The organism is Pseudomonas sp. P179 (genome assembly GCF_000478485.2).
GTDB lineage: Bacteria > Pseudomonadota > Gammaproteobacteria > Pseudomonadales > Pseudomonadaceae > Pseudomonas > Pseudomonas aeruginosa.
On record NZ_KI517354.1, the window covers coordinates 5,052,056 to 5,073,593 of the forward strand.

At 58.6% G+C, this 21,538-nt stretch carries 20 protein-coding genes, 1 tRNA gene and 3 pseudogenes; 19 read left to right on the plus strand and 5 right to left on the minus strand.

The window, feature by feature from the left end; translation table 11 throughout:
* Positions 1-389 precede the first annotated feature (389 nt).
* The 15 genes from aspS to HMPREF1224_RS35615 all read left to right on the plus strand — a co-directional run bounded on the left by aspS (position 390) and on the right by HMPREF1224_RS35615 (position 12,362).
* Positions 390-2,165: an aspartate--tRNA ligase gene (aspS, locus tag HMPREF1224_RS35545; RefSeq protein WP_003123218.1), complete on the plus strand. Its 1,776-nt coding sequence runs from the start codon at positions 390-392 to the stop codon at positions 2,163-2,165.
* 66 nt (positions 2,166-2,231) lie between these two features.
* The gene (locus tag HMPREF1224_RS35550) at positions 2,232-2,978 is read left to right on the plus strand and encodes a YebC/PmpR family DNA-binding transcriptional regulator (RefSeq protein WP_003086107.1); all 747 of its coding nucleotides are present in this window, start codon (positions 2,232-2,234) and stop codon (positions 2,976-2,978) included.
* Between the two features lie 84 nt (positions 2,979-3,062).
* Complete coding sequence (gene ruvC, locus HMPREF1224_RS35555) at positions 3,063-3,587, plus strand: crossover junction endodeoxyribonuclease RuvC (protein WP_003112575.1); 525 nt, start codon at positions 3,063-3,065, stop codon at positions 3,585-3,587.
* 16 nt (positions 3,588-3,603) lie between these two features.
* Positions 3,604-4,209, plus strand: coding sequence for a Holliday junction branch migration protein RuvA (gene ruvA / locus HMPREF1224_RS35560; RefSeq protein WP_003086122.1), 606 nt, complete (start codon positions 3,604-3,606; stop codon positions 4,207-4,209).
* Between the two features lie 10 nt (positions 4,210-4,219).
* The gene (gene ruvB, locus HMPREF1224_RS35565) at positions 4,220-5,278 is read left to right on the plus strand and encodes a Holliday junction branch migration DNA helicase RuvB (RefSeq protein ID WP_003086123.1); all 1,059 of its coding nucleotides are present in this window, start codon (positions 4,220-4,222) and stop codon (positions 5,276-5,278) included.
* Between the two features lie 52 nt (positions 5,279-5,330).
* Positions 5,331-5,777, plus strand: a complete 447-nt coding sequence (ybgC, locus tag HMPREF1224_RS35570) for a tol-pal system-associated acyl-CoA thioesterase (protein ID WP_003086124.1) — start codon at positions 5,331-5,333, stop codon at positions 5,775-5,777.
* A 1-nt stretch (position 5,778) separates the two neighbouring features.
* Positions 5,779-6,474, plus strand: a complete 696-nt coding sequence (gene tolQ, locus HMPREF1224_RS35575; RefSeq protein WP_003086125.1) for a protein TolQ — start codon at positions 5,779-5,781, stop codon at positions 6,472-6,474.
* Between the two features lie 22 nt (positions 6,475-6,496).
* On the plus strand, positions 6,497-6,937 hold the full coding sequence (gene tolR, locus HMPREF1224_RS35580) for a protein TolR (protein WP_003086126.1): 441 nt from the start codon (positions 6,497-6,499) through the stop codon (positions 6,935-6,937).
* 2 nt (positions 6,938-6,939) lie between these two features.
* Positions 6,940-7,983: a cell envelope integrity protein TolA gene (gene tolA, locus HMPREF1224_RS35585; protein WP_003117096.1), complete on the plus strand. Its 1,044-nt coding sequence runs from the start codon at positions 6,940-6,942 to the stop codon at positions 7,981-7,983.
* A complete protein-coding gene (tolB, locus tag HMPREF1224_RS35590) occupies positions 7,980-9,278 on the plus strand; it encodes a Tol-Pal system beta propeller repeat protein TolB (RefSeq protein ID WP_003112572.1) in 1,299 nt (432 codons plus the stop codon). The genes tolA and tolB overlap by 4 nt, the downstream gene beginning before the upstream one ends.
* 52 nt (positions 9,279-9,330) lie before the next feature.
* On the plus strand, positions 9,331-9,837 hold the full coding sequence (gene pal, locus HMPREF1224_RS35595) for a peptidoglycan-associated lipoprotein Pal (protein ID WP_003111417.1): 507 nt from the start codon (positions 9,331-9,333) through the stop codon (positions 9,835-9,837).
* Between the two features lie 9 nt (positions 9,838-9,846).
* Positions 9,847-10,671, plus strand: coding sequence for a tol-pal system protein YbgF (gene ybgF, locus HMPREF1224_RS35600; RefSeq protein WP_003120698.1), 825 nt, complete (start codon positions 9,847-9,849; stop codon positions 10,669-10,671).
* A 218-nt stretch (positions 10,672-10,889) separates the two neighbouring features.
* The gene (queE, locus tag HMPREF1224_RS35605; RefSeq protein ID WP_003112571.1) at positions 10,890-11,537 is read left to right on the plus strand and encodes a 7-carboxy-7-deazaguanine synthase QueE; all 648 of its coding nucleotides are present in this window, start codon (positions 10,890-10,892) and stop codon (positions 11,535-11,537) included.
* Positions 11,538-11,552: 15 nt separating this feature from the next.
* A complete protein-coding gene (queC, locus tag HMPREF1224_RS35610) occupies positions 11,553-12,227 on the plus strand; it encodes a 7-cyano-7-deazaguanine synthase QueC (RefSeq protein WP_003111415.1) in 675 nt (224 codons plus the stop codon).
* A 59-nt stretch (positions 12,228-12,286) separates the two neighbouring features.
* A tRNA-Lys gene (locus HMPREF1224_RS35615) sits at positions 12,287-12,362 on the plus strand.
* Between the two features lie 368 nt (positions 12,363-12,730).
* Here the strand turns inward: HMPREF1224_RS35615 and HMPREF1224_RS45980 are convergent.
* Positions 12,731-13,126, minus strand: a pseudogene (locus HMPREF1224_RS45980) (recombinase XerC); the annotation flags it as partial.
* Between the two features lie 11 nt (positions 13,127-13,137).
* A protein-coding gene (locus tag HMPREF1224_RS35625) for an IS3-like element IS222 family transposase (protein ID WP_086006801.1) occupies positions 13,138-14,300 on the minus strand; the annotation gives its coding sequence in 2 pieces (ribosomal slippage) (positions 13,138-14,045 and positions 14,045-14,300; 1,164 coding nt in all).
* 1,970 nt (positions 14,301-16,270) lie between these two features.
* On the opposite strand from HMPREF1224_RS35625, the gene HMPREF1224_RS35640 reads away from it, so the two are divergent.
* Complete coding sequence (locus HMPREF1224_RS35640) at positions 16,271-16,489, plus strand: hypothetical protein (protein ID WP_003112568.1); 219 nt, start codon at positions 16,271-16,273, stop codon at positions 16,487-16,489.
* On the opposite strand, the gene HMPREF1224_RS35645 is transcribed toward HMPREF1224_RS35640, so the two are convergent.
* Positions 16,486-17,070 carry a DsbA family protein gene (locus tag HMPREF1224_RS35645; protein WP_094775650.1) on the minus strand — a complete coding sequence of 195 codons (585 nt, stop codon included), beginning with the start codon at positions 17,068-17,070 and terminating at the stop codon, positions 16,486-16,488. The two genes, HMPREF1224_RS35640 and HMPREF1224_RS35645, sit on opposite strands and share 4 nt — an antisense overlap.
* Between HMPREF1224_RS35645 and HMPREF1224_RS35650 the strand changes: the two are divergent.
* Positions 17,069-17,326, plus strand: a pseudogene (locus HMPREF1224_RS35650) (transposase); the annotation flags it as partial. The gene HMPREF1224_RS35645 and the pseudogene HMPREF1224_RS35650 overlap by 2 nt on opposite strands.
* On the opposite strand, the pseudogene HMPREF1224_RS46235 reads toward HMPREF1224_RS35650, so the two are convergent.
* Positions 17,304-17,627: pseudogene (locus tag HMPREF1224_RS46235) on the minus strand (pilus assembly protein PilL); the annotation flags it as partial. The pseudogenes HMPREF1224_RS35650 and HMPREF1224_RS46235 overlap by 23 nt on opposite strands.
* A 330-nt stretch (positions 17,628-17,957) precedes the next feature.
* Here HMPREF1224_RS46235 and HMPREF1224_RS46240 point away from each other — a divergent pair.
* Entirely contained in the window at positions 17,958-18,227 is a 270-nt protein-coding gene (locus HMPREF1224_RS46240; protein WP_185957974.1) for a colicin E1 immunity protein, read from the plus strand.
* A 24-nt stretch (positions 18,228-18,251) separates the two neighbouring features.
* Here the strand turns inward: HMPREF1224_RS46240 and pyoS5 are convergent, their stop codons facing one another.
* Positions 18,252-19,445: a pyocin S5 gene (gene pyoS5 / locus HMPREF1224_RS46245; protein WP_094775651.1), complete on the minus strand. Its 1,194-nt coding sequence runs from the start codon at positions 19,443-19,445 to the stop codon at positions 18,252-18,254.
* Between the two features lie 678 nt (positions 19,446-20,123).
* Here pyoS5 and HMPREF1224_RS35665 point away from each other — a divergent pair.
* Positions 20,124-21,262, plus strand: a protein-coding gene (locus HMPREF1224_RS35665; RefSeq protein WP_086005743.1) for an IS3-like element ISPa32 family transposase whose coding sequence is annotated in 2 segments (ribosomal slippage) — positions 20,124-20,373 and positions 20,373-21,262 — 1,140 coding nt in all. Because the reading frame shifts where the segments join, the coding sequence is not laid out codon by codon here.
* The last annotated feature ends 276 nt before the right edge of the window (positions 21,263-21,538 follow it).

The following is a 21,538-nucleotide window of genomic DNA, read 5'->3' on the forward strand; positions in this document are numbered from 1 at the left end:
GAGTGAGGCTAACACAGGGTTTTTCCCAGCGCTCTTGGTCTATGTCAAAGGCGGCGATAGGGAGAATCTATTCCGACTGCCCGGTCAAGCGAATGGTTCGCAGGGGGAGGCGAAATGCTTCCGTTCAACGGCCTGGCTTCCCGCGTGACAGGCCGGCGGGGCTGGCTGCAAGCCATGGATTTTTCAGGCTATAATCCCCGCCTTCAATGCGAAGTGGGCCCGGATGCGGGTGCTTCGCCGTTGCCGTTCACCGGGCAGCGCGGGAGATGTCCTTCCGGGGGCGTACCGATGGTTCCGGTGCTCGGTCAGGGCCGGCGAGAGCCCGGCAATGGTCGCCAGGCAGCCGGCGGCTCCACAGAATCCAAGACTTACGAGAAGCGAACCACACCATGATGCGCAGCCACTATTGCGGCCAACTGAACGAGAGCCTGGACGGCCAGGAAGTCACCCTTTGCGGTTGGGTTCACCGCCGCCGCGACCATGGTGGAGTGATCTTCCTCGATGTGCGCGATCGCGAGGGGCTGGCCCAGGTGGTGTTCGATCCGGACCGTGCGGAAACCTTCGCCAAGGCCGACCGGGTGCGCAGCGAGTTCGTGGTGAAGATCACCGGCAAGGTGCGCCTGCGCCCTGAAGGCGCGCGCAACCCGAACATGGCGTCTGGCTCCATCGAGGTACTGGGCTACGAACTGGAAGTGCTGAACCAGGCCGAGACTCCGCCGTTCCCGTTGGATGAATATTCCGATGTGGGCGAGGAAACGCGCCTGCGCTACCGCTTCATCGACCTGCGTCGTCCGGAGATGGCCGCCAAGCTGAAGCTGCGTGCGCGCATCACCAGCAGCATTCGCCGCTACCTGGACGACAACGGCTTCCTCGACGTCGAGACCCCGATCCTCGGCCGGCCGACGCCGGAAGGCGCGCGCGATTACCTGGTGCCGAGCCGTACCTACCCGGGCCACTTCTTCGCCCTGCCGCAGTCGCCACAGCTGTTCAAGCAACTGCTGATGGTCGCCGGCTTCGATCGCTACTACCAGATCGCCAAGTGCTTCCGTGACGAGGACCTGCGTGCCGACCGCCAGCCGGAATTCACCCAGATCGACATCGAGACCAGCTTCCTCGACGAGAGCGACATCATCGGCATCACCGAGAAGATGGTGCGCCAGCTGTTCAAGGAAGTGCTGGATGTCGAGTTCGACGAGTTCCCGCACATGCCGTTCGAAGAGGCCATGCGCCGCTACGGTTCGGACAAGCCCGACCTGCGCATCCCGCTGGAGTTGGTGGACGTCGCCGACCAGTTGAAGGAAGTGGAGTTCAAGGTCTTCTCCGGTCCGGCCAACGATCCGAAGGGGCGTGTCGCCGCCCTGCGTGTACCGGGCGCCGCCTCCATGCCGCGCAGCCAGATCGACGACTACACCAAGTTCGTCGGCATCTATGGTGCCAAGGGCCTGGCCTACATCAAGGTCAACGAGCGCGCCAAGGGCGTGGAAGGCCTGCAGTCGCCGATCGTGAAGTTCATCCCCGAGGCCAACCTGAACGTGATCCTCGATCGCGTTGGCGCGGTCGACGGCGACATCGTGTTCTTTGGCGCCGACAAGGCCAAGATCGTTTGCGATGCCCTGGGCGCGCTGCGTATCAAGGTCGGCCATGACCTCAAGCTGCTCACCCGGGAGTGGGCGCCCATGTGGGTCGTGGACTTCCCGATGTTCGAGGAGAACGACGACGGCTCGCTGTCCGCGCTGCACCACCCGTTCACCTCGCCCAAGTGCACCCCGGCTGAGCTTGAGGCCAATCCGGGCGCGGCACTTTCCCGCGCCTACGACATGGTGCTCAACGGTACCGAGCTGGGTGGCGGTTCCATCCGTATCCATGACAAGTCCATGCAGCAGGCGGTGTTCCGTGTGCTGGGCATCGACGAGGCGGAACAGGAAGAGAAATTCGGCTTCCTGCTCGACGCGCTCAAGTACGGTGCGCCGCCGCATGGCGGCCTGGCCTTCGGCCTGGATCGCCTGGTCATGCTGATGACCGGTGCATCGTCTATCCGCGAAGTGATCGCCTTCCCGAAGACCCAGAGCGCTGGCGACGTCATGACCCAGGCACCGGGTTCCGTGGACGGCAAGGCCCTGCGCGAGCTGCACATTCGCCTGCGCGAGCAGCCGAAGGCCGAGTGATTCGAATCAACCCGCGGAGGCGCCGCTTGCGGCGCCTCCTGCCGAGAGAGCAATACGGAGTGAGTTATGGCTGGTCATTCTAAATGGGCCAACATCAAGCACCGCAAAGAGCGGCAAGATGCCAAGAAAGGCAAGATCTTTACCAAGCTGATCCGTGAGCTGACCGTCGCTGCAAGGCAGGGCGGCGGCGTCCCGGCGGACAACCCGCGTCTGCGCCTGGCCGTGGACAAGGCGCTGACCGCCAACATGACCCGCGATACCATCGATCGTGCCATTGCGCGCGGCGTCGGCTCCAACGATGCCGACAACATGGTCGAGCTTTCCTATGAAGGTTATGCGCCGAGCGGCGTAGCGATCATCGTCGAGGCGATGACCGACAACCGCAACCGTACCGCTGCCGAAGTGCGTCATGCCTTCAGCAAGTGTGGCGGCAACCTGGGCACCGATGGTTCGGTCGCCTACATGTTCGAGCGCAAGGGACAGATCAGCTTCGCTCCCGGCGTGGACGAGGAAGCGCTGATGGACGCGGCCCTGGAGGCTGGCGCCGATGACGTGGTAGTCAACGACGATGGCTCCATCGACGTGTTCACCACCTTCGCCGACTTCATTTCGGTGAACGAGGCGCTGGCCGCCGCCGGATTCAAGGGCGACGAAGCCGAAGTCACCATGATCCCTTCGACCACCGCGACCCTGGACCTGGAAACCGCGCAGAAGGTGCTCAAGCTGATCGACATGCTCGAGGACCTGGACGACGTGCAGAACGTCTATTCCAATGCCGATATCCCGGACGACGTGATGGCGCAGCTCGGCTGAGCCGATCGGAGCGATAACGCGAAGCCGGAAGTGGGGTACGCTTGATGCGTTCGAACCCCGCTTCCGGCTTTTAGTATCCAGCTTATGACTTTGATTCTAGGGATTGACCCGGGCTCGCGCATCACCGGCTTCGGCGTGGTGCGGGAAACGGCGCGCGGTTGCGAATACGTGGCGTCCGGATGTATACGGACCGGTAATGGCCCCTTGCACGAGCGTCTACACGTGGTGTTTCGCAGCGTCCGCGAGGTGATCCGCACCCATGGCCCGACGGCCCTGAGCATCGAGCAGGTGTTCATGGCGCGCAACGCCGATTCGGCCCTGAAGCTGGGGCAGGCGCGGGGGGCGGCCATCGTCGCGGCAATGGAGGAGGGGTTGAGCGTGGCGGAGTACACCGCCTCGCAGGTCAAGCAGGCAGTCGTGGGGACCGGCGGTGCAGACAAGCAGCAGGTGCAGATGATGGTCATGCATCTGTTGAAGCTGACCCAGAAACCGCAGATAGATGCTTCCGACGCCCTGGCCATCGCCCTGTGTCATGCCCATACCCAACAGAGTCTGGTCCCCCATGGCCTGGTGGGCGCACGCCGACGTGGCGGGCGCCTGCGTCTTTGAATAAGGAAAGCTCTTCGTGATCGGACGCTTGCGTGGCACCCTGGCGGAGAAACAGCCGCCACACCTGATCCTCGATGTGAATGGCGTCGGCTATGAAGTGGAAGTGCCGATGACGACCCTCTATCGGTTGCCTTCGGTGGGCGAGCCGGTGACCTTGCATACCCATCTGGTTGTGCGTGAGGATGCGCACTTGCTCTATGGCTTCGCCGAAAAGCGCGAGCGAGAGCTGTTCCGTGAGCTGATCCGGCTCAACGGCGTGGGTCCGAAACTGGCCCTGGCGCTGATGTCGGGCCTGGAAGTGGACGAACTGGTGCGTTGCGTCCAGGCACAGGACACCTCCACCCTGGTGAAGATCCCCGGTGTTGGCAAGAAGACCGCCGAGCGCCTGCTGGTGGAGTTGAAGGACCGCTTCAAGGCTTGGGAAAACATGCCCACGATTGCACCGTTGGTGATGGAACCCCGTGCCAGCGCTACAGTCTCAAGCGCCGAGGCCGATGCAGTCAGCGCGCTGATCGCCCTCGGCTTCAAGCCACAGGAAGCCAGTCGTGCCGTCGCAGCCGTACCGGGAGAGGATTTGTCCAGCGAAGAAATGATCCGCCAGGCCCTGAAGGGCATGGTCTAGGTGGCGCCCGATGATCGAGCCTGATCGCCTCATATCCGCCGTTTCCGGTCGCGAACGCGATGAGCAGCTGGACCGCGCCATTCGCCCGCTGAAGCTGGCCGACTACATCGGCCAGCCCAGCGTGCGCGAGCAGATGGAGCTGTTCATCCATGCCGCGCGCGGCCGCCAGGAGGCGCTCGACCATACGCTGATCTTCGGTCCGCCGGGGCTGGGCAAGACGACCCTGGCGAATATCATCGCCCAGGAAATGGGCGTTTCCATCAAGAGTACTTCCGGGCCGGTGCTCGAGCGTCCCGGCGATCTCGCCGCGTTGCTGACCAACCTGGAGGCCGGCGACGTCCTGTTCGTCGACGAGATCCACCGTCTTTCGCCCATCGTCGAAGAAGTGCTGTATCCGGCCATGGAAGATTTCCAGCTGGACATCATGATCGGCGAAGGGCCCGCGGCCCGCTCCATCAAGCTGGACCTGCCGCCGTTCACCCTGGTCGGCGCGACCACCCGTGCCGGCATGCTGACCAATCCACTGCGCGATCGCTTCGGTATCGTCCAGCGCCTGGAGTTCTACAACGTCGAGGACCTGGCGACCATCGTCAGTCGGTCGGCCGGCATTCTCGGCCTGGAGATCGAGCCGCAGGGCGCGGCGGAAATCGCCAAGCGCGCCCGCGGTACGCCGCGAATCGCCAATCGCCTGCTGCGCCGGGTACGCGACTTCGCCGAGGTCCGGGGGCAGGGCGACATTACCCGGGTGATCGCCGACAAGGCATTGAACCTGCTCGATGTGGACGAGCGTGGCTTCGACCACCTCGACCGTCGTCTGTTGCTGACCATGATCGACAAGTTCGATGGCGGGCCTGTAGGAATCGACAACTTGGCTGCGGCGTTGAGCGAGGAGCGGCACACGATCGAAGATGTACTGGAGCCCTATCTGATCCAGCAGGGCTACATCATGCGGACACCGCGGGGGCGCGTGGTAACACGCCATGCGTACCTGCACTTTGGCCTGAATATTCCGAAAAGGTTGGGGCCGGGGGTGACGACGGATCTGTTCACGTCTGAAGATGGTAATTAATTGCATTTGTGGGCGATTGCCGATTGGCAAAGCCGGGACTTGGTTCTAGAGTATGCGCGCGCAACACGGGGGAAAGCCGTTCCAGCAGCGTTTCCGGGTCTATTACGAGGACACGGATGCCGGCGGCATCGTCTATTACGTCAACTATCTCAAGTTCATGGAACGGGCTCGGACCGAGCGGCTGCGAGCTTTGGGGTTCGCCCAATCGCAACTGGTCGGCGACAATCTGCTGTTCGTCGTGCACTCCGCCGAGGCGCGTTACCACGCCCCGGCCAAGCTCGATGATGAACTGCTTGTCAGCGCCGAGGTCGAGGAGTTGAACCGGGCGAGCCTGAAGTTTCGTCAACAGGTTCGTCGAGCGTCGGACTCCGTCCTGCTCTGCGAGGGGCGGTTCCTGGTGGCGTGCGTGCGAGCGGACACCCTGAAGCCACGTGCTATCCCCGAAACGTTGCGTGCGGCTTTTGCCGGAAGCCCGGATTCTTTTTCAGCAGGAGATTAAAGTGGAACCGAACGTCGTCGACCATACCTCCATGTGGAGCCTGATCAGCAACGCCAGTATCGTGGTGCAGCTGGTCATGCTGACCCTCGTGGCCGCCTCGGTCACATCCTGGATCATGATTTTCCAGCGCGGCAATGCCATGCGCGCCGCCAAGAAGGCACTGGATGCTTTCGAAGAACGCTTCTGGTCGGGCATCGACCTGTCCAAGCTGTACCGCCAGGCCGGTAGCAATCCGGACCCGGACTCCGGCGTCGAGCAGATCTTCCGTGCCGGCTTCAAGGAGTTTTCCCGTCTGCGCCAGCAGCCCGGCGTCGATCCCGATGCGGTGATGGAGGGCGTGGCGCGCGCCATGCGTGTGGCCATCTCCCGTGAGGAGGAGAAACTCGAAGCCAGCCTGCCATTCCTGGCAACCGTCGGTTCCACCAGCCCGTACGTCGGCCTGTTCGGTACCGTCTGGGGTATCATGAACTCCTTCCGTGGCCTGGCCACCGTGCAGCAGGCAACCCTGGCCACCGTCGCCCCGGGTATCGCCGAAGCGCTGATCGCTACCGCCATCGGCCTGTTCGCCGCGATCCCGGCGGTCATCGCCTACAACCGCTTCTCCGCACGTTCTGAGATGCTGATCGGTCGTTACTACACCTTCGCCGACGAGTTCCAGGCCATCCTGCACCGCAAGGTGCACACCAGCGACGACTAAGACGACTGAGAGGTAAGCCGATATGGCAAGGGTTCGTCACAAGCGCAAGCCGGTCGCGGAAATGAACGTGGTGCCTTACATCGACGTGATGCTGGTACTGCTGGTGATTTTCATGGTGACCGCACCGATGCTTAACCAGGGGGTCAAGGTCGACCTGCCGAAGGTGTCCAGCGAGGCGTTGCCTCAGGACAACAACAAGCAGGTCCTGACCCTTTCGGTGAAGGCCGACGGTTCCTATTACTGGAACGTCGGCAGCGAAGTGGATACTGAAAAACAGACCGATAGTGCCGTGTCGTTGGAACAGATGACCGATGCAGTCACCAAGATCATGAGTGCCCGTCCGGACACCCAGGTATTCATCCGCGGCGACAAGGCGGTGAACTATGGTGCGGTGGTTGGCGCCATGGGTGCCTTGCAGCAGGCCGGTGTGCCCAACGTCGGGTTGATTACCGAGGCCCCCTGATCTTGAAGCAACAGTTCGAACGCTCGCCTTCCGAGAGTTATTTCTGGCCCGTCGTCCTGGCGGTGGTCCTGCACGTTCTGATCTTCGCCATGCTGTTCGTCAGCTGGGCGTTTGCTCCGGAGCTTCCTCCCTCCAAGCCGATCGTGCAGGCCACGCTCTACCAGCTCAAGTCGAAGAGCCAGGCGACGACACAGACCAACCAGAAGATCGCTGGCGAGGCGAAGAAGACCGCCTCCAAGCAATACGAAGTCGAGCAGCTCGAACAGAAGAAGCTCGAGCAGCAGAAACTCGAGCAACAAAAGCTGGAACAGCAGCAGGTCGCTGCTGCGAAAGCGGCGGAACAAAAGAAGGCTGACGAGGCTCGAAAGGCCGAGGCCCAGAAAGCCGCCGAGGCGAAAAAGGCCGATGAAGCCAAGAAAGCTGCCGAGGCCAAGGCCGCCGAACAGAAGAAGCAGGCTGACATAGCCAAGAAGCGCGCCGAGGACGAGGCCAAGAAAAAGGCCGCTGAGGACGCCAAGAAAAAGGCAGCCGAGGACGCGAAGAAGAAAGCGGCCGAGGAGGCCAAGAAGAAGGCTGCTGCGGAAGCGGCGAAGAAGAAAGCCGCCGTCGAGGCCGCCAAGAAAAAGGCCGCCGCCGCTGCCGCGGCAGCCCGCAAGGCTGCCGAGGACAAGAAGGCGCAGGCATTGGCCGAGTTGCTTTCGGATACGACCGAGCGCCAGCAGGCCCTGGCCGACGAGGTGGGCAGCGAGGTCACCGGCAGTCTCGACGACCTGATCGTCAACCTGGTGAGCCAGCAGTGGCGGCGTCCTCCATCGGCGCGTAATGGAATGAGCGTAGAAGTACTGATCGAAATGCTGCCGGACGGTACCATCACCAATGCCAGCGTCAGCCGTTCGAGTGGCGACAAGCCTTTCGACAGTTCGGCGGTGGCGGCGGTGCGCAACGTCGGCCGTATTCCCGAGATGCAGCAATTGCCGCGGGCTACCTTCGACAGCCTGTATCGTCAGCGCCGCATCATCTTTAAACCGGAGGATTTGAGTCTGTGAGTACCCTGATTCGCATTGCGCTGTTCGCCCTGGCCCTGATGGCAGGTGCTGCGCAGGCTGCCGACCCGCTGGTGATCTCCAGCGGTAACGACCGTGCCATTCCCATCGCCGTGGTGCCGTTCGGCTTCCAGGGGGGCAACGTGTTGCCGGAAGACATGTCCAATATCATCGGCAACGACCTGCGCAACTCCGGCTACTTCGAGCCGCTGCCCCGGCAGAACATGATCAGCCAGCCGGCGCAGGCCAGCGAAGTGATCTTCCGTGACTGGAAGGCAGTTGGCGTCAACTACGTGATGGTCGGCAACATCGTGCCTGCCGGCGGACGCCTGCAGGTGCAGTACGCATTGTTCGATGTCGGCACCGAGCAGCAGGTCCTGACCGGCAGCGTGACCGGCAGCACCGATCAGCTCCGCGACATGTCGCACTACATCGCCGACCAGTCGTTCGAGAAGCTCACCGGTATCAAGGGCGCGTTCTCCACCAAGATGCTCTATGTCACCGCCGAGCGTTTCTCGGTCGACAACACCCGCTACACCTTGCAGCGCTCCGACTACGACGGCGCCCGCCCGGTGACCCTGCTGCAGTCGCGCGAGCCCATCGTGTCGCCGCGCTTCTCGCCCGATGGCCGCCGTATCGCCTATGTCTCCTTCGAACAGAAGCGCCCGCGTATCTTCATCCAGTACGTCGATACTGGCCGTCGTGAGCAGATCACCAATTTCGAGGGCCTGAATGGCGCTCCGGCATTCTCCCCTGACGGCAACCGCCTGGCCTTCGTCCTGTCGCGCGACGGCAACCCGGAAATCTACGTCATGGACCTTGGCAGCCGCGCCCTGCGCCGCCTGACCAACAACCTGGCGATCGATACCGAACCCTTCTGGGGCAAGGACGGCTCTACCCTGTACTTCACCTCGGACCGTGGCGGCAAGCCGCAGATCTACAAAATGAACGTGAACAGCGGTGCCGTGGACCGGGTAACCTTCATCGGCAACTACAACGCCAACCCGAAACTCTCGGCCGACGAGAAGACCCTGGTAATGGTCCACCGCCAGCAGGGCTACACCAACTTCCAGATCGCCGCCCAGGACCTCCAGCGCGGCAATCTGCGGGTGCTGTCGAACACCACTCTGGACGATTCGCCCACTGTTGCGCCCAATGGCACCATGCTAATCTACGCCACCCGCCAGCAGGACCGGGGCGTGCTGATGCTCGTATCCATCAACGGACGCGTACGGATACCTCTCCCTACCGCTCAGGGCGATGTGCGCGAGCCTTCCTGGTCCCCTTACCTGAACTGACGGTCGCCAACGGTTACAAACTTATACACTGGGGTTCATTAGGAGTTACATGATGGAAATGCTGAAATTCGGCAAATTTGCTGCGCTGGCTCTGGCCATGGCTGTGGCTGTGGGTTGCTCCTCCAAGGGCGGCGATGCTTCCGGTGAAGGTGCCAATGGCGGCGTCGACCCGAACGCAGGCTATGGCGCCAACAGCGGTGCCGTTGACGGCAGCCTGAGCGACGAAGCCGCTCTGCGTGCGATCACCACCTTCTACTTCGAGTACGACAGCTCCGACCTGAAGCCGGAAGCCATGCGCGCTCTGGACGTACACGCGAAAGACCTGAAAGGCAGCGGTCAGCGCGTAGTGCTGGAAGGCCACACCGACGAACGCGGCACCCGCGAGTACAATATGGCTCTGGGCGAGCGTCGTGCCAAGGCCGTTCAGCGCTACCTGGTGCTGCAGGGTGTTTCGCCGGCCCAGCTGGAACTGGTTTCCTATGGTAAAGAGCGTCCGGTCGCTACCGGCCACGACGAGCAGTCCTGGGCTCAGAACCGTCGCGTCGAGCTGAAGAAGTAAGAAGTCGTTATGCCCAAGCACCTGCGTGTCCTGACGTTCCTCGCGCTCAGCCTGCCATTAGCGGCCTGGGCGGAAGTTCCTGTGTATGACGGCGTTGCCGCCAACAATGGCGGCAACGTTCCTCCTTCCGGGTATGGCACGGCAGGTGCCGGCGGCGCCTTTGCCGGAGGTGGGGTGACAACCCCCACCTCCGTGCAGGGCGAACTGTTCATGCAGCTCCAGCAGATGCAGGACGAGTTGGCTCGCCTGCGTGGCACGCTCGAGGAGCAGCAGAACCAGATCCAGCAGCTCAAGCAGGAAAGCCTGGAACGCTACCAGGACCTCGACCGTCGGATTTCCGGTGGTGGCGCTCCCGCTGCACAGAATTCCGCACCCGCTGGCGCCATCAACGCCAATGGGGCGCCTGCGGCTCCCGCAGGTAACAACGCACCGGCGCCGAGCAGCGAGCCGGGCGACCCGGCGAAGGAGAAGCTCTACTACGATGCGGCCTTCGACCTGATAAAGAGCAAGGATTTCGACAAGGCGAGCCAGGCGTTCAATGCCTTCTTGCGCAAGTACCCGAACAGCCAGTACTCCGGCAACGCCCAGTACTGGCTCGGCGAGGTGAACCTGGCCAAGGGCGACCTGCAAGGTGCCGGCCAGGCCTTCGCGCGGGTCAGCCAGAGCTACCCCAGCAGCCAGAAGGTGCCCGACTCTCTGTACAAGCTGGCGGACGTCGAGCGTCGCCTGGGTAACAACGACAAGGCCAAGGGTATCCTCCAGCAGGTCATTTCCCAGTACCCAGGCACTTCGGCCGCTCAACTGGCGCAGCGCGATCTCAAGAACCTTCGCTGATCCCGTTCCCGATGAACAAACCCGCGCCTGTCGCGGGTTTTTTCGTTAGAATCGGCGCCCCGTGAAGCTGCATGGTTTCAGCTCGGCTGATCTTCGTGCCTCTCCACGCGAGACCTTCCGGGATTTCGAGCGCCACGACAGGATACGTCCCGTGGCGCTCCTTCATTTACCGCAACGGAGGCGGACGACCTGTTCAGTCGTCACGCCCGTGGCTGAATATGCAACAGACCCTGCGCATCACCGAGATTTTCTACTCGTTGCAGGGGGAAACACGTACCGCCGGCTTGCCGACGGTCTTCGTGCGCCTGACCGGCTGCCCCTTGCGCTGTCACTATTGCGATACCGCCTATGCCTTCAGCGGCGGCGACGTCGTTAGCCTGGACGCCATTTTCGAGCGGGTTGCCGCCTACAAGCCCCGCTACATCTGCGTGACCGGCGGGGAGCCGCTGGCCCAGCCGAATTGCATCTCTCTGCTGGAACGGCTCTGCGACGCCGGCTACGAAGTTTCCCTGGAAACCAGCGGGGCTCTCGACGTGTCACGGGTCGACCCGCGCGTAAGCAAGGTTCTCGACCTCAAGACGCCGGGATCTGGCGAGGTCGGACGCAACCGATACGAAAATATCCCGTTGCTGACCGACAACGATCAGGTGAAGTTCGTCGTCTGTTCGCGAGAGGACTACGACTGGGCGGTATCCAAGCTGATCGAGTACCGCCTCGACCAGCGTGCCGGTGAAGTCCTGTTCTCGCCGAGCCACCATCAGGTCAGCGCGCGAGAACTGGCCGATTGGATCGTGGCCGACAACCTGCCGGTCCGCCTGCAATTGCAACTGCACAAGATTCTCTGGAACGACGAACCGGGCCATTGAGACGAGGAATTCATCATGAACCAGAAGAAAGCGGTCATCCTGCTCTCCGGCGGCCTCGACTCCGCCACCGTTGTCGCCATGGCCAAGGCCGACGGCTACGCCTGCTACACCATGAGTTTCGACTACGGCCAGCGCCATCGCGCCGAGCTGCAGGCCGCCGAGCGCGTGGCCCGGCAGTTGGGCGTGATCGAGCACAAGGTGATAGGGCTCGACCTCAATGGCATGGGCGGCTCGGCATTGACCGACGAGAGCATCGCGGTGCCCGAGTCGCCTAGCGAAGGTATACCGGTGACTTACGTGCCGGCGCGCAATACGGTGTTCCTCTCGCTCGCCCTGGGCTGGGCCGAGGTCCTGGATGCCCGTGACATCTTCATCGGTGTGAATGCGGTGGATTACTCTGGTTATCCGGATTGTCGCCCTGAATTCGTCGAGGCTTTCGAGCGCATGGCGAACCTGGCAACCAAGGCGGGCGTGGAAGGCAATGGCTTCCGCATCCAGGCGCCGCTGCAGTATCTGTCCAAGGCGCAGATCATCCAGGCGGGCGTGGCGCGCGGGGTGGATTACGGCCTGACGGTGTCCTGTTATCAAGCCGATGAGCAGGGACGTGCGTGCGGCAAATGCGATAGCTGCCGGCTGCGTGCGGATGGCTTCGCGGCGGCTGGTATTTCCGACCCGACGCCATATTTCTGAAAAAAATTCACGAGGGGTGTTGTTTTTACGTTAGAAATCAGTATTATACGCCTCGCGTTGGGTCGTTAGCTCAGTCGGTAGAGCAGTTGGCTTTTAACCAATTGGTCGTAGGTTCGAATCCTACACGACCCACCATTTTCTGAGGGGCGAGTTGCGTAGGTCTAGGAAGGGGGTGTTGCACCGTTCTAGCCTTGCAGCCGTCTGGGCCGAACATTAGGCCCGCATTGACGTGATGTCAATATGGAATAGCCCGCCTTTATAGGTGGGCTTTTCTGTTTCTAAGGCCCTGAAACCATTCTGCAGGCGTAGCAATGCGCTCCCGACGTAATCAGCGATTACAGAGGGTACTTTGGTATTGGCCTTGAAATTGCCCGGCTCTGCCAGCATGCCGGCGCTGGAATCCAGGCGCTCTCGGTAATTCCAGATTTTTCCTACAGGCCTAGCGATCTGCTGGGAGGCGCGGCTACCTTTCGTCCGGTAGCCGGCCCTCAGTACCGGTATCGCTAGGCGAGATTGCTTCGGGCGGCAGATCCCCATCCGCCTGATCCGCCTGATCCGCTTGTTGCAGCGGGAGCCGCGGATGCCGAGGCGGCACGGTTCGATAAGTGTTGAGCCATCAGAGTGAACAGCACGCTTTGCTCGAAGGTGTCAGGTGGCTGTGGTAGCGCTTCTGCTTCCCACGCGGTTGGACCTCCCTGAATGCCTTTCCCTGGTGTGTGCTCTCTTGGTTCAGCAAGCTCTGTCCAGGCCTCCGCTGGCGGTACTTCACCCACTCGAGCGAGAGGTTGCCCGCATGGCTTCGGTTTGGCAGAGGCCTGCGGGGAGCCGCTGTAATCCACCTTCCTGACGTTCTCCAGCGCGCCTTGGGCCAGGCTTCTAGCATGTAGCACGGCACGCATGTCTGTAGTGGTCAACCCATCCCGGACAGTGGGTTGAGTTTTTCTTCGGCCACCGCAGGTGGTAACCCGTCGTTGAATTGATGCGGCCTGATCCAGTTGTAGCGGTGCATCAAGTAATGACTGATGTCCCGTTGGGCCTCCTGCGCCGTCAGGTAACCCGTTGACGGGACCCACTCCGACTTCAGACTGCGGAACAGGCGCTCCATCGGCGAGTTATCCCAGCAATTCCCTCGGCGACTCATGCTCTGCTGCATCCGATAGCGCCAGAGCCGTTGCCGAAACAGGCGGCTGGCGTACTGGCTGCCCTGGTCTGAATGGAACAGCACCTGCTGTGGCTTGCCGCGCTGTTCGTAGGCCATGTCCAGGGCCTTGATCACCAGTTCGGCATCCGGCTTGGCCGAGAACGCCCAGCCGATCACCCGCCGGGTATGCAGATCCAGCACCGCGGCCAGGTAGTGCCAACGGCCTTGCGCCCAGACGTAGGTGATGTCGCCACACCACACCTGATTGGGATGCTCGGTCGCGAATTCGCGGTTCAGCCGATTCGGGATATCCGGCCGCTCAACCGTGGCCTGTTTGTAGGCGTGCGAGCCCGGTTGCTTGCTGACCAGGCCCAGCTCACGCATCAACCTACGCACTCGGAAACGGCCGATGGTCACGCCCTCTTCGCGCAGCATGCCCAGGATGCTGCGGCTGCCGGCCGAGCCCCGACTCTGGCTGAACAACTGGTTGACCTGGCTGCGTAGCACAATGCGACGAGCATCGACCCGACGACGTCGAAGACGGTGGACGTAGTAGCAAGACCGCGCCACATCGAAAGCTGAACAGACCACTTCCACCGATTCCTGCTCACTCAACTGGTCTATCAGCGCGTACGATCGAGTTCGTCCGACATCAAGAGAGCGGTAGCCTTTTTTAGGATCGCTTTCTCCCGCTCCAGCCGGTTGATCCGGGCTTCCAGTTCCTGGATCTTCTGCTGTTCGGGCGTCAGCGCCTTGCTCTTCGGGGTCACGCCTTGGCGTTCCGCCTGGAGCTGTTTCACCCAACGGCGCAAGGCCGAATCCACCACCCCCAGCGAACGGCAGGCGTCGATATGGCTGTAGCCTTGGTCCAACACCAGGGCCGCGGCCTCTCGTTTGAACTCGGCGGAAAACGTACGTCGTTGCTTGCTCATCAGACACCTCTTTCACGGCGAGGATTCTCGCCTAAATCGGTGTCCGGGATCAGTAGACCACTACACTGCCGAAACAGTTATTTTTGTTGCTAAGAGGCAGGAAGGCTGCGCTGAGATTCCTACTAGTGAATTAGATAGTTGTTGTCTTCTGAAACAGAACTGAAGCGAAATTGGGGGTAGGGTTTTTCTAGGTGAAGGGTAACTATTTAGAATTACAAAGGTGTGACGCAAATGTTGTATTTTTCTTGCGGTATGAAGATGGGTGGTTGGGTCGGATATAGGTACTTCTCTCTATTTTCTTTAATTGCTCTTATCTATGGGTGTGTCGGTGCTGGAGGTGGATCGGATGAGATTGGGCAGCACTGCTTTGAGAGAGAGCAAAAGCTTTCCGGAGTTAATGATAATGAAGAGGGGAGTGTGAGGTTGAATCGGCTGAACTGCGATCCAATTGAAGGTCGTGTTCTTGAATCAGAGAAGCTGATACGAAAGCCGCCCAATGAGCTGGGTATTCACTGAATGAATAATTTTAGCCTGGAGAGGTCTTTTTGAAAATGAAAAAATCACTTGTTATGTCGACTGTACTTTTGGTGGCTAGCAATTTCGCGTGTGCTGATGAGGGCTCAAATGATGGAAGTGAGATATGTCGGGCGCAGGGTGGAGTTGAAATAACAAGTCTGGGGGAAGTCTCAAAGGGTGTGGATGTTGAAGATGTTGTAGTTTGTTCGATTCTTCCAAGTAATATGAAGTCGAGTCAAAGAGCGCCTACACTCCCTCCTCTGCAAAGGATGATCATTTCGGCAATGCCTTCACCAGGAACGGTCACTGTTTCTGCCAGCGGAGATAGGAAGTTCACAACATCTTGCCGGGCAAATCTTTATGCTCCACGTTATGCCAATTTCTATCCAGACGGTGTTAGCAGGGGAACATCAGATCTACGATGTGTTGGTTACAATACACCCGGGAATTCATCTCAAGGGTGTAATGTGTCATGGGTCGGCCCGACCGACATTCAATTGGGTGTTGAGCCATATGGCGGATCTGTTGTTGTAAACTATAGTTGCACTGCATTCAAAATAACGATTCCAGTGATAATGAGCTACAGTTATCGTGATGGGCGGGCAGTGTATGGTGAGGTCCAGAATGTGTCAGGAATAATAAATGTGGTTTTAAACTAAGGATGCGCCTTAGTAGGCTTATATTTCAAGGTGTTCAGCTTGTGAATGTGCTGCAGGGCACTCTATAGAGTGCCCTGCATAGGCTGGAAGTCGTTTGGCTGAGGGCTAGTCTTTCGAGTTCGATATGGCACGTTGATGAAGGCTGGTAAAAAGTCCTGTCTGTGTGGGTGGCAGGCGAGTGGCGCGTTCAGACGCTAATGTGGAGTTCAAGGTAGGGTTCCGACGCCGAGGATCCTGTTTGGGTGGAGTCATTTGCTGAGCCATGCAGTTGTAAGACAGGCTACGTGCTCCATTGACTTGGACCTCGATACACGAAGATTCAGATTGTTCATCCGAGTGTGACTCTGCGGGCGGGGAGGCAACAGCCTGCTGTGCCAAACCAACTATAGGCAACAAGAATATAATTCGAAGAATTTTAATAAACATACCAATCTCCTTAAACCTGAGGGTTGGATGAGATTCAATAGTAACCTCAAGTTATGAGGAAAGATGAACCGCCTATCGTTTTGTAGTCTTGGTTAGGTCAGGCACGCGCTAGTGAGTAGTACCAAGAGTAAGCCGATAGCCAGGGGCGTGGTGGCCCATTTGGGGAAGCGATGAAGAGGTGCGGGCTTGTACCGGTTCGAGGAAGGAATAGACAGCAGACAGGATCGCTTGCGATGGGGCAGCAGGAAACCATCAGCCCGTCCGTATCCAGAACTGCTGCTTGCAGCGTTAGGGGTGACTCCCTCATGTCCTAGAGGGCATAATCCCTGTATGGGAGTGGCTAACTGATATTAAGGAGTGGTCGAAGTCATGGAACGCTTGCTCGAGAGCATTTACATCAATGCCCGGCCGGCTATGGAGTTGAGGCTTAGCCTCACCAGCTCCGGCCGCAAGAGAATTGTAAAGGTTGTGGATGGGGAGGAGGTCGAGGTTCTGTCAGGTGAAGTGCAGGGCATCCTGGAGGCCCAAAAGAGGGATGTTGGAATCCTCGCCGATTTCTTAGCCAAGAGTCTCTTGGCGCGACGCTAGAGATCCTTGGCTAGCCAGTCTATCGCCGACAGCAACGTGGTCTCGTCGGCCATGCCTTCAAGCTTCACGCTTCGTCCCGTCTGGTTGTCCTGGATGACGAGGGTCGGGGTCGCTGTAATGCCGTTCGACCGTGCAGTGTCGATGTCCGTCTTGATCAACTGGTCCACCAGGTCCATGTCTTTCGCACATTTCTCCAGTCGAGCCTGGTCCAGATCAGGAAAGTCCAATGTGCCGCCAGGCAGCCCGCCCCCGTTGCCGGCCGACTGAGCGAAGATCGCATCGATAGCGCTCCAGAATGCTTTAGCGCCGCCTTGGATCCCCGCGCACTCCACCAGGCGAGCCTGGTGGCGGGCCGCCTCGCCATGCATCTGCAGGGGAAGATGGCGCCAAACCAGGTTCACGTCCGTGTGGCTGTCTACCCAGCGCTTAAGCCGCGGGGTGTAGACCTTGCAGAAGGGGCACTCCAGGTCGGCGTATTCATTGATCGTCCAGCGCGCTTTCGCGTCGCCGTAGAGGCTGTGGACTACCCCCGGTACGATAGACATTCCCGGCCTACGCTTTGAGCATAGGAGGAAGTCCATGAGCATCCAGCGATTCACCCCGGAATTCAAGGCCGAAGCCGTTAGGCAGGTCATCGAGCGCGGATACTCAGTCGCGGAAATCGCCGCGGGCTTCGGCGTCTCTACTCACAGCCTCTACAAATGGGTAAAGGCTGTGACCCCCGACAAGTCGGAGAAACAGGCCAGCGAACTGTTGGAAGCCAAGAGCGAAATCCTGCGGCTGCGGGCCCAAATGCGTCGCCTTGAAGAAGAACGGGACATCTTAAAAAAACCGAGCGGCTCATCACATACTGCATGGCGTCCTTGACGCTCGGGTTCATGCTCGACGGGATGGTTACGTCGATGATCTGGGCCATCAGGTCGCGTTGACCGGCATCAGGCTGGGTGCTGACCAGGGTGTAGCGCCCGTAGCGCACTACGGGCTCTTTCTCCGGCTGCACACCGTTTGGATACAGGTCCGGAGAGAGCAGGTCTGGATTGCGGCTGCTGTCAAAGGCTGGCCTAGCCGGCTCGGCCTTGTGGGTCGTGCAGCTGGCGAGCAGTAGGCACAGCGTGAGAGTGGTCAACTGCCTGGTCATTGAAACCCCCTTTGATGATGGGGCACACAATGGCAGGCCAGTCGCCATGCCTCAGCAGGAAATACTCGGCAACAGGGGAGGGGATTTCTCGATGACTAGGCAGAGGGTGAGCGAGGCAGGCGTAAGGGAAACGGATTAGGAGCGATGAAGGTTTTTCATGTTACGCCTACTAAAGGGAGCTAGGTGGGAATCGTTGTTAGAAATGGATAAGATAGAAGTTCTAATCGTTTAGAACGCTTTGTTGAACTCAGGTCAGACAGAACGGGGTGCTAATTGAGCTTTAAATACTATTGGGCTAAGTTTTTCTGGGGAGCTTTCTTCTTTGTTTTAGTGGCTTGGAAAGGCTCCGTATTTCCCAGCCTGGCATCAGTTAACCCCTTGGTAGTGGCTGGGCTCAGTACTATCCTGTTTCCTTTCTCGGTAAAGCTTGTTGAAGACTTCGCTTTAAAATATACGGAAAGAGAGTTCTGGGTCACGGGTTTTTTCTCCGAAACCCCTGCCAAAACAGGTTTGTATGCAGTCTTTTATTTGTCTTGTTATTTGTTTTCAATTCCCTTGGGGATGGTTTTTTTATTCTATAAGTATGGAAAGGCCTCGTAGGGTTTAATGAGGCCTTGCTTGGTTTTAAATGGATATTACAAGATTGTTTGCTTTTTCTAGAAGGTCTTCGTCAATCATCGCCCCGGTAACTGCCATTACCAGTGCGAACCCCAGAATGCCTATAGGAGTGGCTGTTGCCGTGGCAAATGCAATACCCACAAGCCAACTGGCGGCCGCACCAGCAGCTAGTGTTTCAATTTTTACAAAGAATGGTTTCCAGTCCCCGGTTTCCGTAGATATCTTGAACTCTTGGTACAGGCTGGCGGCGTCAATAGCTTTGCCTACAACTCCAAAGCCTTTGCTAAATTTCTCAAGGCTCTTCGCCATCATCTGCTTGTCTAGAGAATCAAAGGCTTTGGCAATGGCTTGCCTATCTTTAAGGCTAAGTTTTTTATTTAACGCATCCTTGTGCTTTTCAAACGACTTGATTGCTTCCGCCGAACTCCTGATATTTTTCCCCCTGGCGCCTTCGGCCAGTTGGCGCGCCATCTCCGATGTTCGTGCGCCAAATTTCTCAGTTACTTCCTTATAAAATTCGGCAGTAAATTTAATAGCATCTTGCAACGCTTGTTCCTCGGCCGCCTTGCGTTCTGCTTCTGTCCTGCGTCGTGTCGTTTCGGCGTTCAGCTTAACTAAGCGGGCCTGTAGACTGGCTATCTCATCCACAAGTAGCTCACCATTGTAGATGGCTTTCTGCTTTTCTAGAGGGGTTGGGGAATTCTTGATAAGAGTATTGTTTGTGGTCTGCAGCTGCTTTTTATCAGCAATTGCTTGCGTAACCAGTCTTGTGGCACGTTCAAGCCATTGCTCTGGCGTTGGACTGACCAATGGAGGCAAAGCACTTCCCGCTTGATCAAGCTCGGATTGTACTTTCATCTCGAGATTCGCCTTTCGGGTTCTGTAGTCCCGCTCCAGTTGAGAGAGGTCCTCTTTTTCCTTTAGCGCTTTTTGCTTGTTGAGCTCCTGTCTTAGCACTTTTACCGCTTCAGAGAGTGAATCTTGTTTGTAGTAGGCAACCGCCCGCTCCAGTTCATCTCTAACAAGCTGCTGAAAAGGGTACTTCTTTCTTTCTTCCCAAGAGTTCTTCTCCCAGATCTTGACCCAGGCCTCATAGATGGAGAGGCTTGACTGCTTTTCGTAGTCAATGAATGGGCCTTTGGTAAAGGTCTTTTTGTATCCTTCAAGATCAGATTCCATCTTGTGCAGGACTGCCGACATGACATCGACTCGCTCTTGCCTTGTGGCCTCCCTTTTTCCTTGAGTGATCTGCTTTAGCAAGCCATCGACTTGATCAGATACTTTCTTGTTGATCTCCTTCTTTTCTTTTGTTCCTTGTTCAAAAATAGATCGGACTGGATAATAAATGTTTTTCTGTAGATATATTTCTCTTTGAATTAAGTCGCCAAACATATTCCCGGCAACGGCCGCGCTATCGATAGGGGGAACCTCGTATGCGTATTGATCGTCTGGACCTTGTGCGACAATAACCATGGAACCAGGTACTTCGTTGTCATTGGACATTTAGACTTCTCCATTGGTGAGTGTGGTACAGAAACAGTGCCGATTCAGTTCTAGAAATTGAACCCCATGGCTTCAATGTGCGGGCAATACACTAAGAAGGCACGTCAATGCGCTGTGATATAGTGGTAATAATCACGGTTGCTTAAACTCGATATTCAGGAGTGGGATTGGCTGAGCCCACGGGATATTCCCTAAGAGTCATGTATCTCTGATAACGAGTTCATGCGCGCAAGATTCACGCTGGGTATGTGATGCTCTCTGCAAAATTCAGCTACTTGATCCGCAACACAATTCAAGGGTGAAGATATGACCTGCTCCCCGATTTCAGTACCACGCCGAACTTAGTAGAGTCCGTTTTCCGAGCAGAAGACGGCAGTGAAAAAGCGTTTTACCGAAGAGCAGATTCTCGACTTCCTCAAGCAGGCGGAGGCCGGTGTACCGGTGAAGGAACTGTGTCGCCGACACGGCTTCAGTGATGCCTCGTTCTACACCTGGCGGGCCAAGTTTGGCGGTATGACCGTGGCGGACGCCAAACGGTTGAAGGATCTTGAACTGGAAAATAGCCGATTGAAGAAGTTGCTCGCCGAGGCCCACCTCGACATCGAGTCGCTGAAAGTGGTCGCTCGGGGAAAAGGGTAAGCCCGACAGCACGGCGGGAGGCGGTGCAGGAGATGCAGGCGCGAACCGGCATCTCCGAGCGTCGTGCCTGTCAGTTGATCGGGCTGTCCCGCTCGGTGTTGCGCTACCAGCCGCGAGCCAGTGTGCAAAACACCGAGCTGCAAGCCCAACTGGTGGAACTGGCCCAAGAGCGCCGGCGCTTTGGCTATCGCCGCCTGCACATCCTGCTGCGGCGTGCTGGCGTGCAGGTCAACCACAAGCGGATCTATCGCCTGTACCGCGCTGCCGGCTTGATGGTGAAACGGCGGCGCCGCCGCCATGGCATCGCGGTGGAGCGCGAACGTCTGAGTTTGCCGAGCGCACCAAACCAGGTCTGGTCGATGGACTTCGTCTTCGATGCACTGAGCACCGGGCGGCGGATCAAATGCCTGACGGTGGTCGATGACTTCACCAAGGAGTCGGTCGGCATCCTGGTGGAGCACGGTATCAGCGGCTTTCGCGTCACACGGGCGCTGGACGAGATGGCGCGGTTTCGCGGCTACCCGAAAGCGATCCGCACCGACCAGGGGCCCGAGTTCACCGGCAAGGCACTCGATCAATGGGCCTATCAGCGCGACATCAAGCTGAAGCTGATTCAGCCTGGTAAGCCCACGCAGAATGCCTTCATCGAGTCGTTCAACGGTAAGTTCCGGGACGAATGCCTCAATGAGCACTGGTTCTGTTCGCTGGCCGAAGCGAGAATCCGCACCGCGGCCTGGCGGCGGGATTACAACGAACACCGACCGCACAGCGCGATTGGCAATCTCGCCCCGGCAGAATTTGCTGCAAGTTGGCGAACTCGCCAGCAGCAGCTGAAGCAGGAAAAATTAATATCAACCCCAGGGCCTACTAACTAGGCAGCGGTACTAAAACTGGGGGCAGGTCACGAATCCTACACGACCCACCATATTAGAAAGGAGTTTCTGTAGATCTCCGTAGAGCTCACAACTTTAGCTTCGGAGCTGCAGTATGTCTTGGCCAGGAAACTGGCCAGAATCGACCGAGTCGATATGAAAAGCCCGCCCGACAAGGCGGGCTTTTCTGTTTCCGCAGTCCGGATATCTCATCCCCAGCGCACCGCAACTCTTATCCTTATCGACATCGGGAAGAAGGCCGGTTTCGCGCTTCCGCCA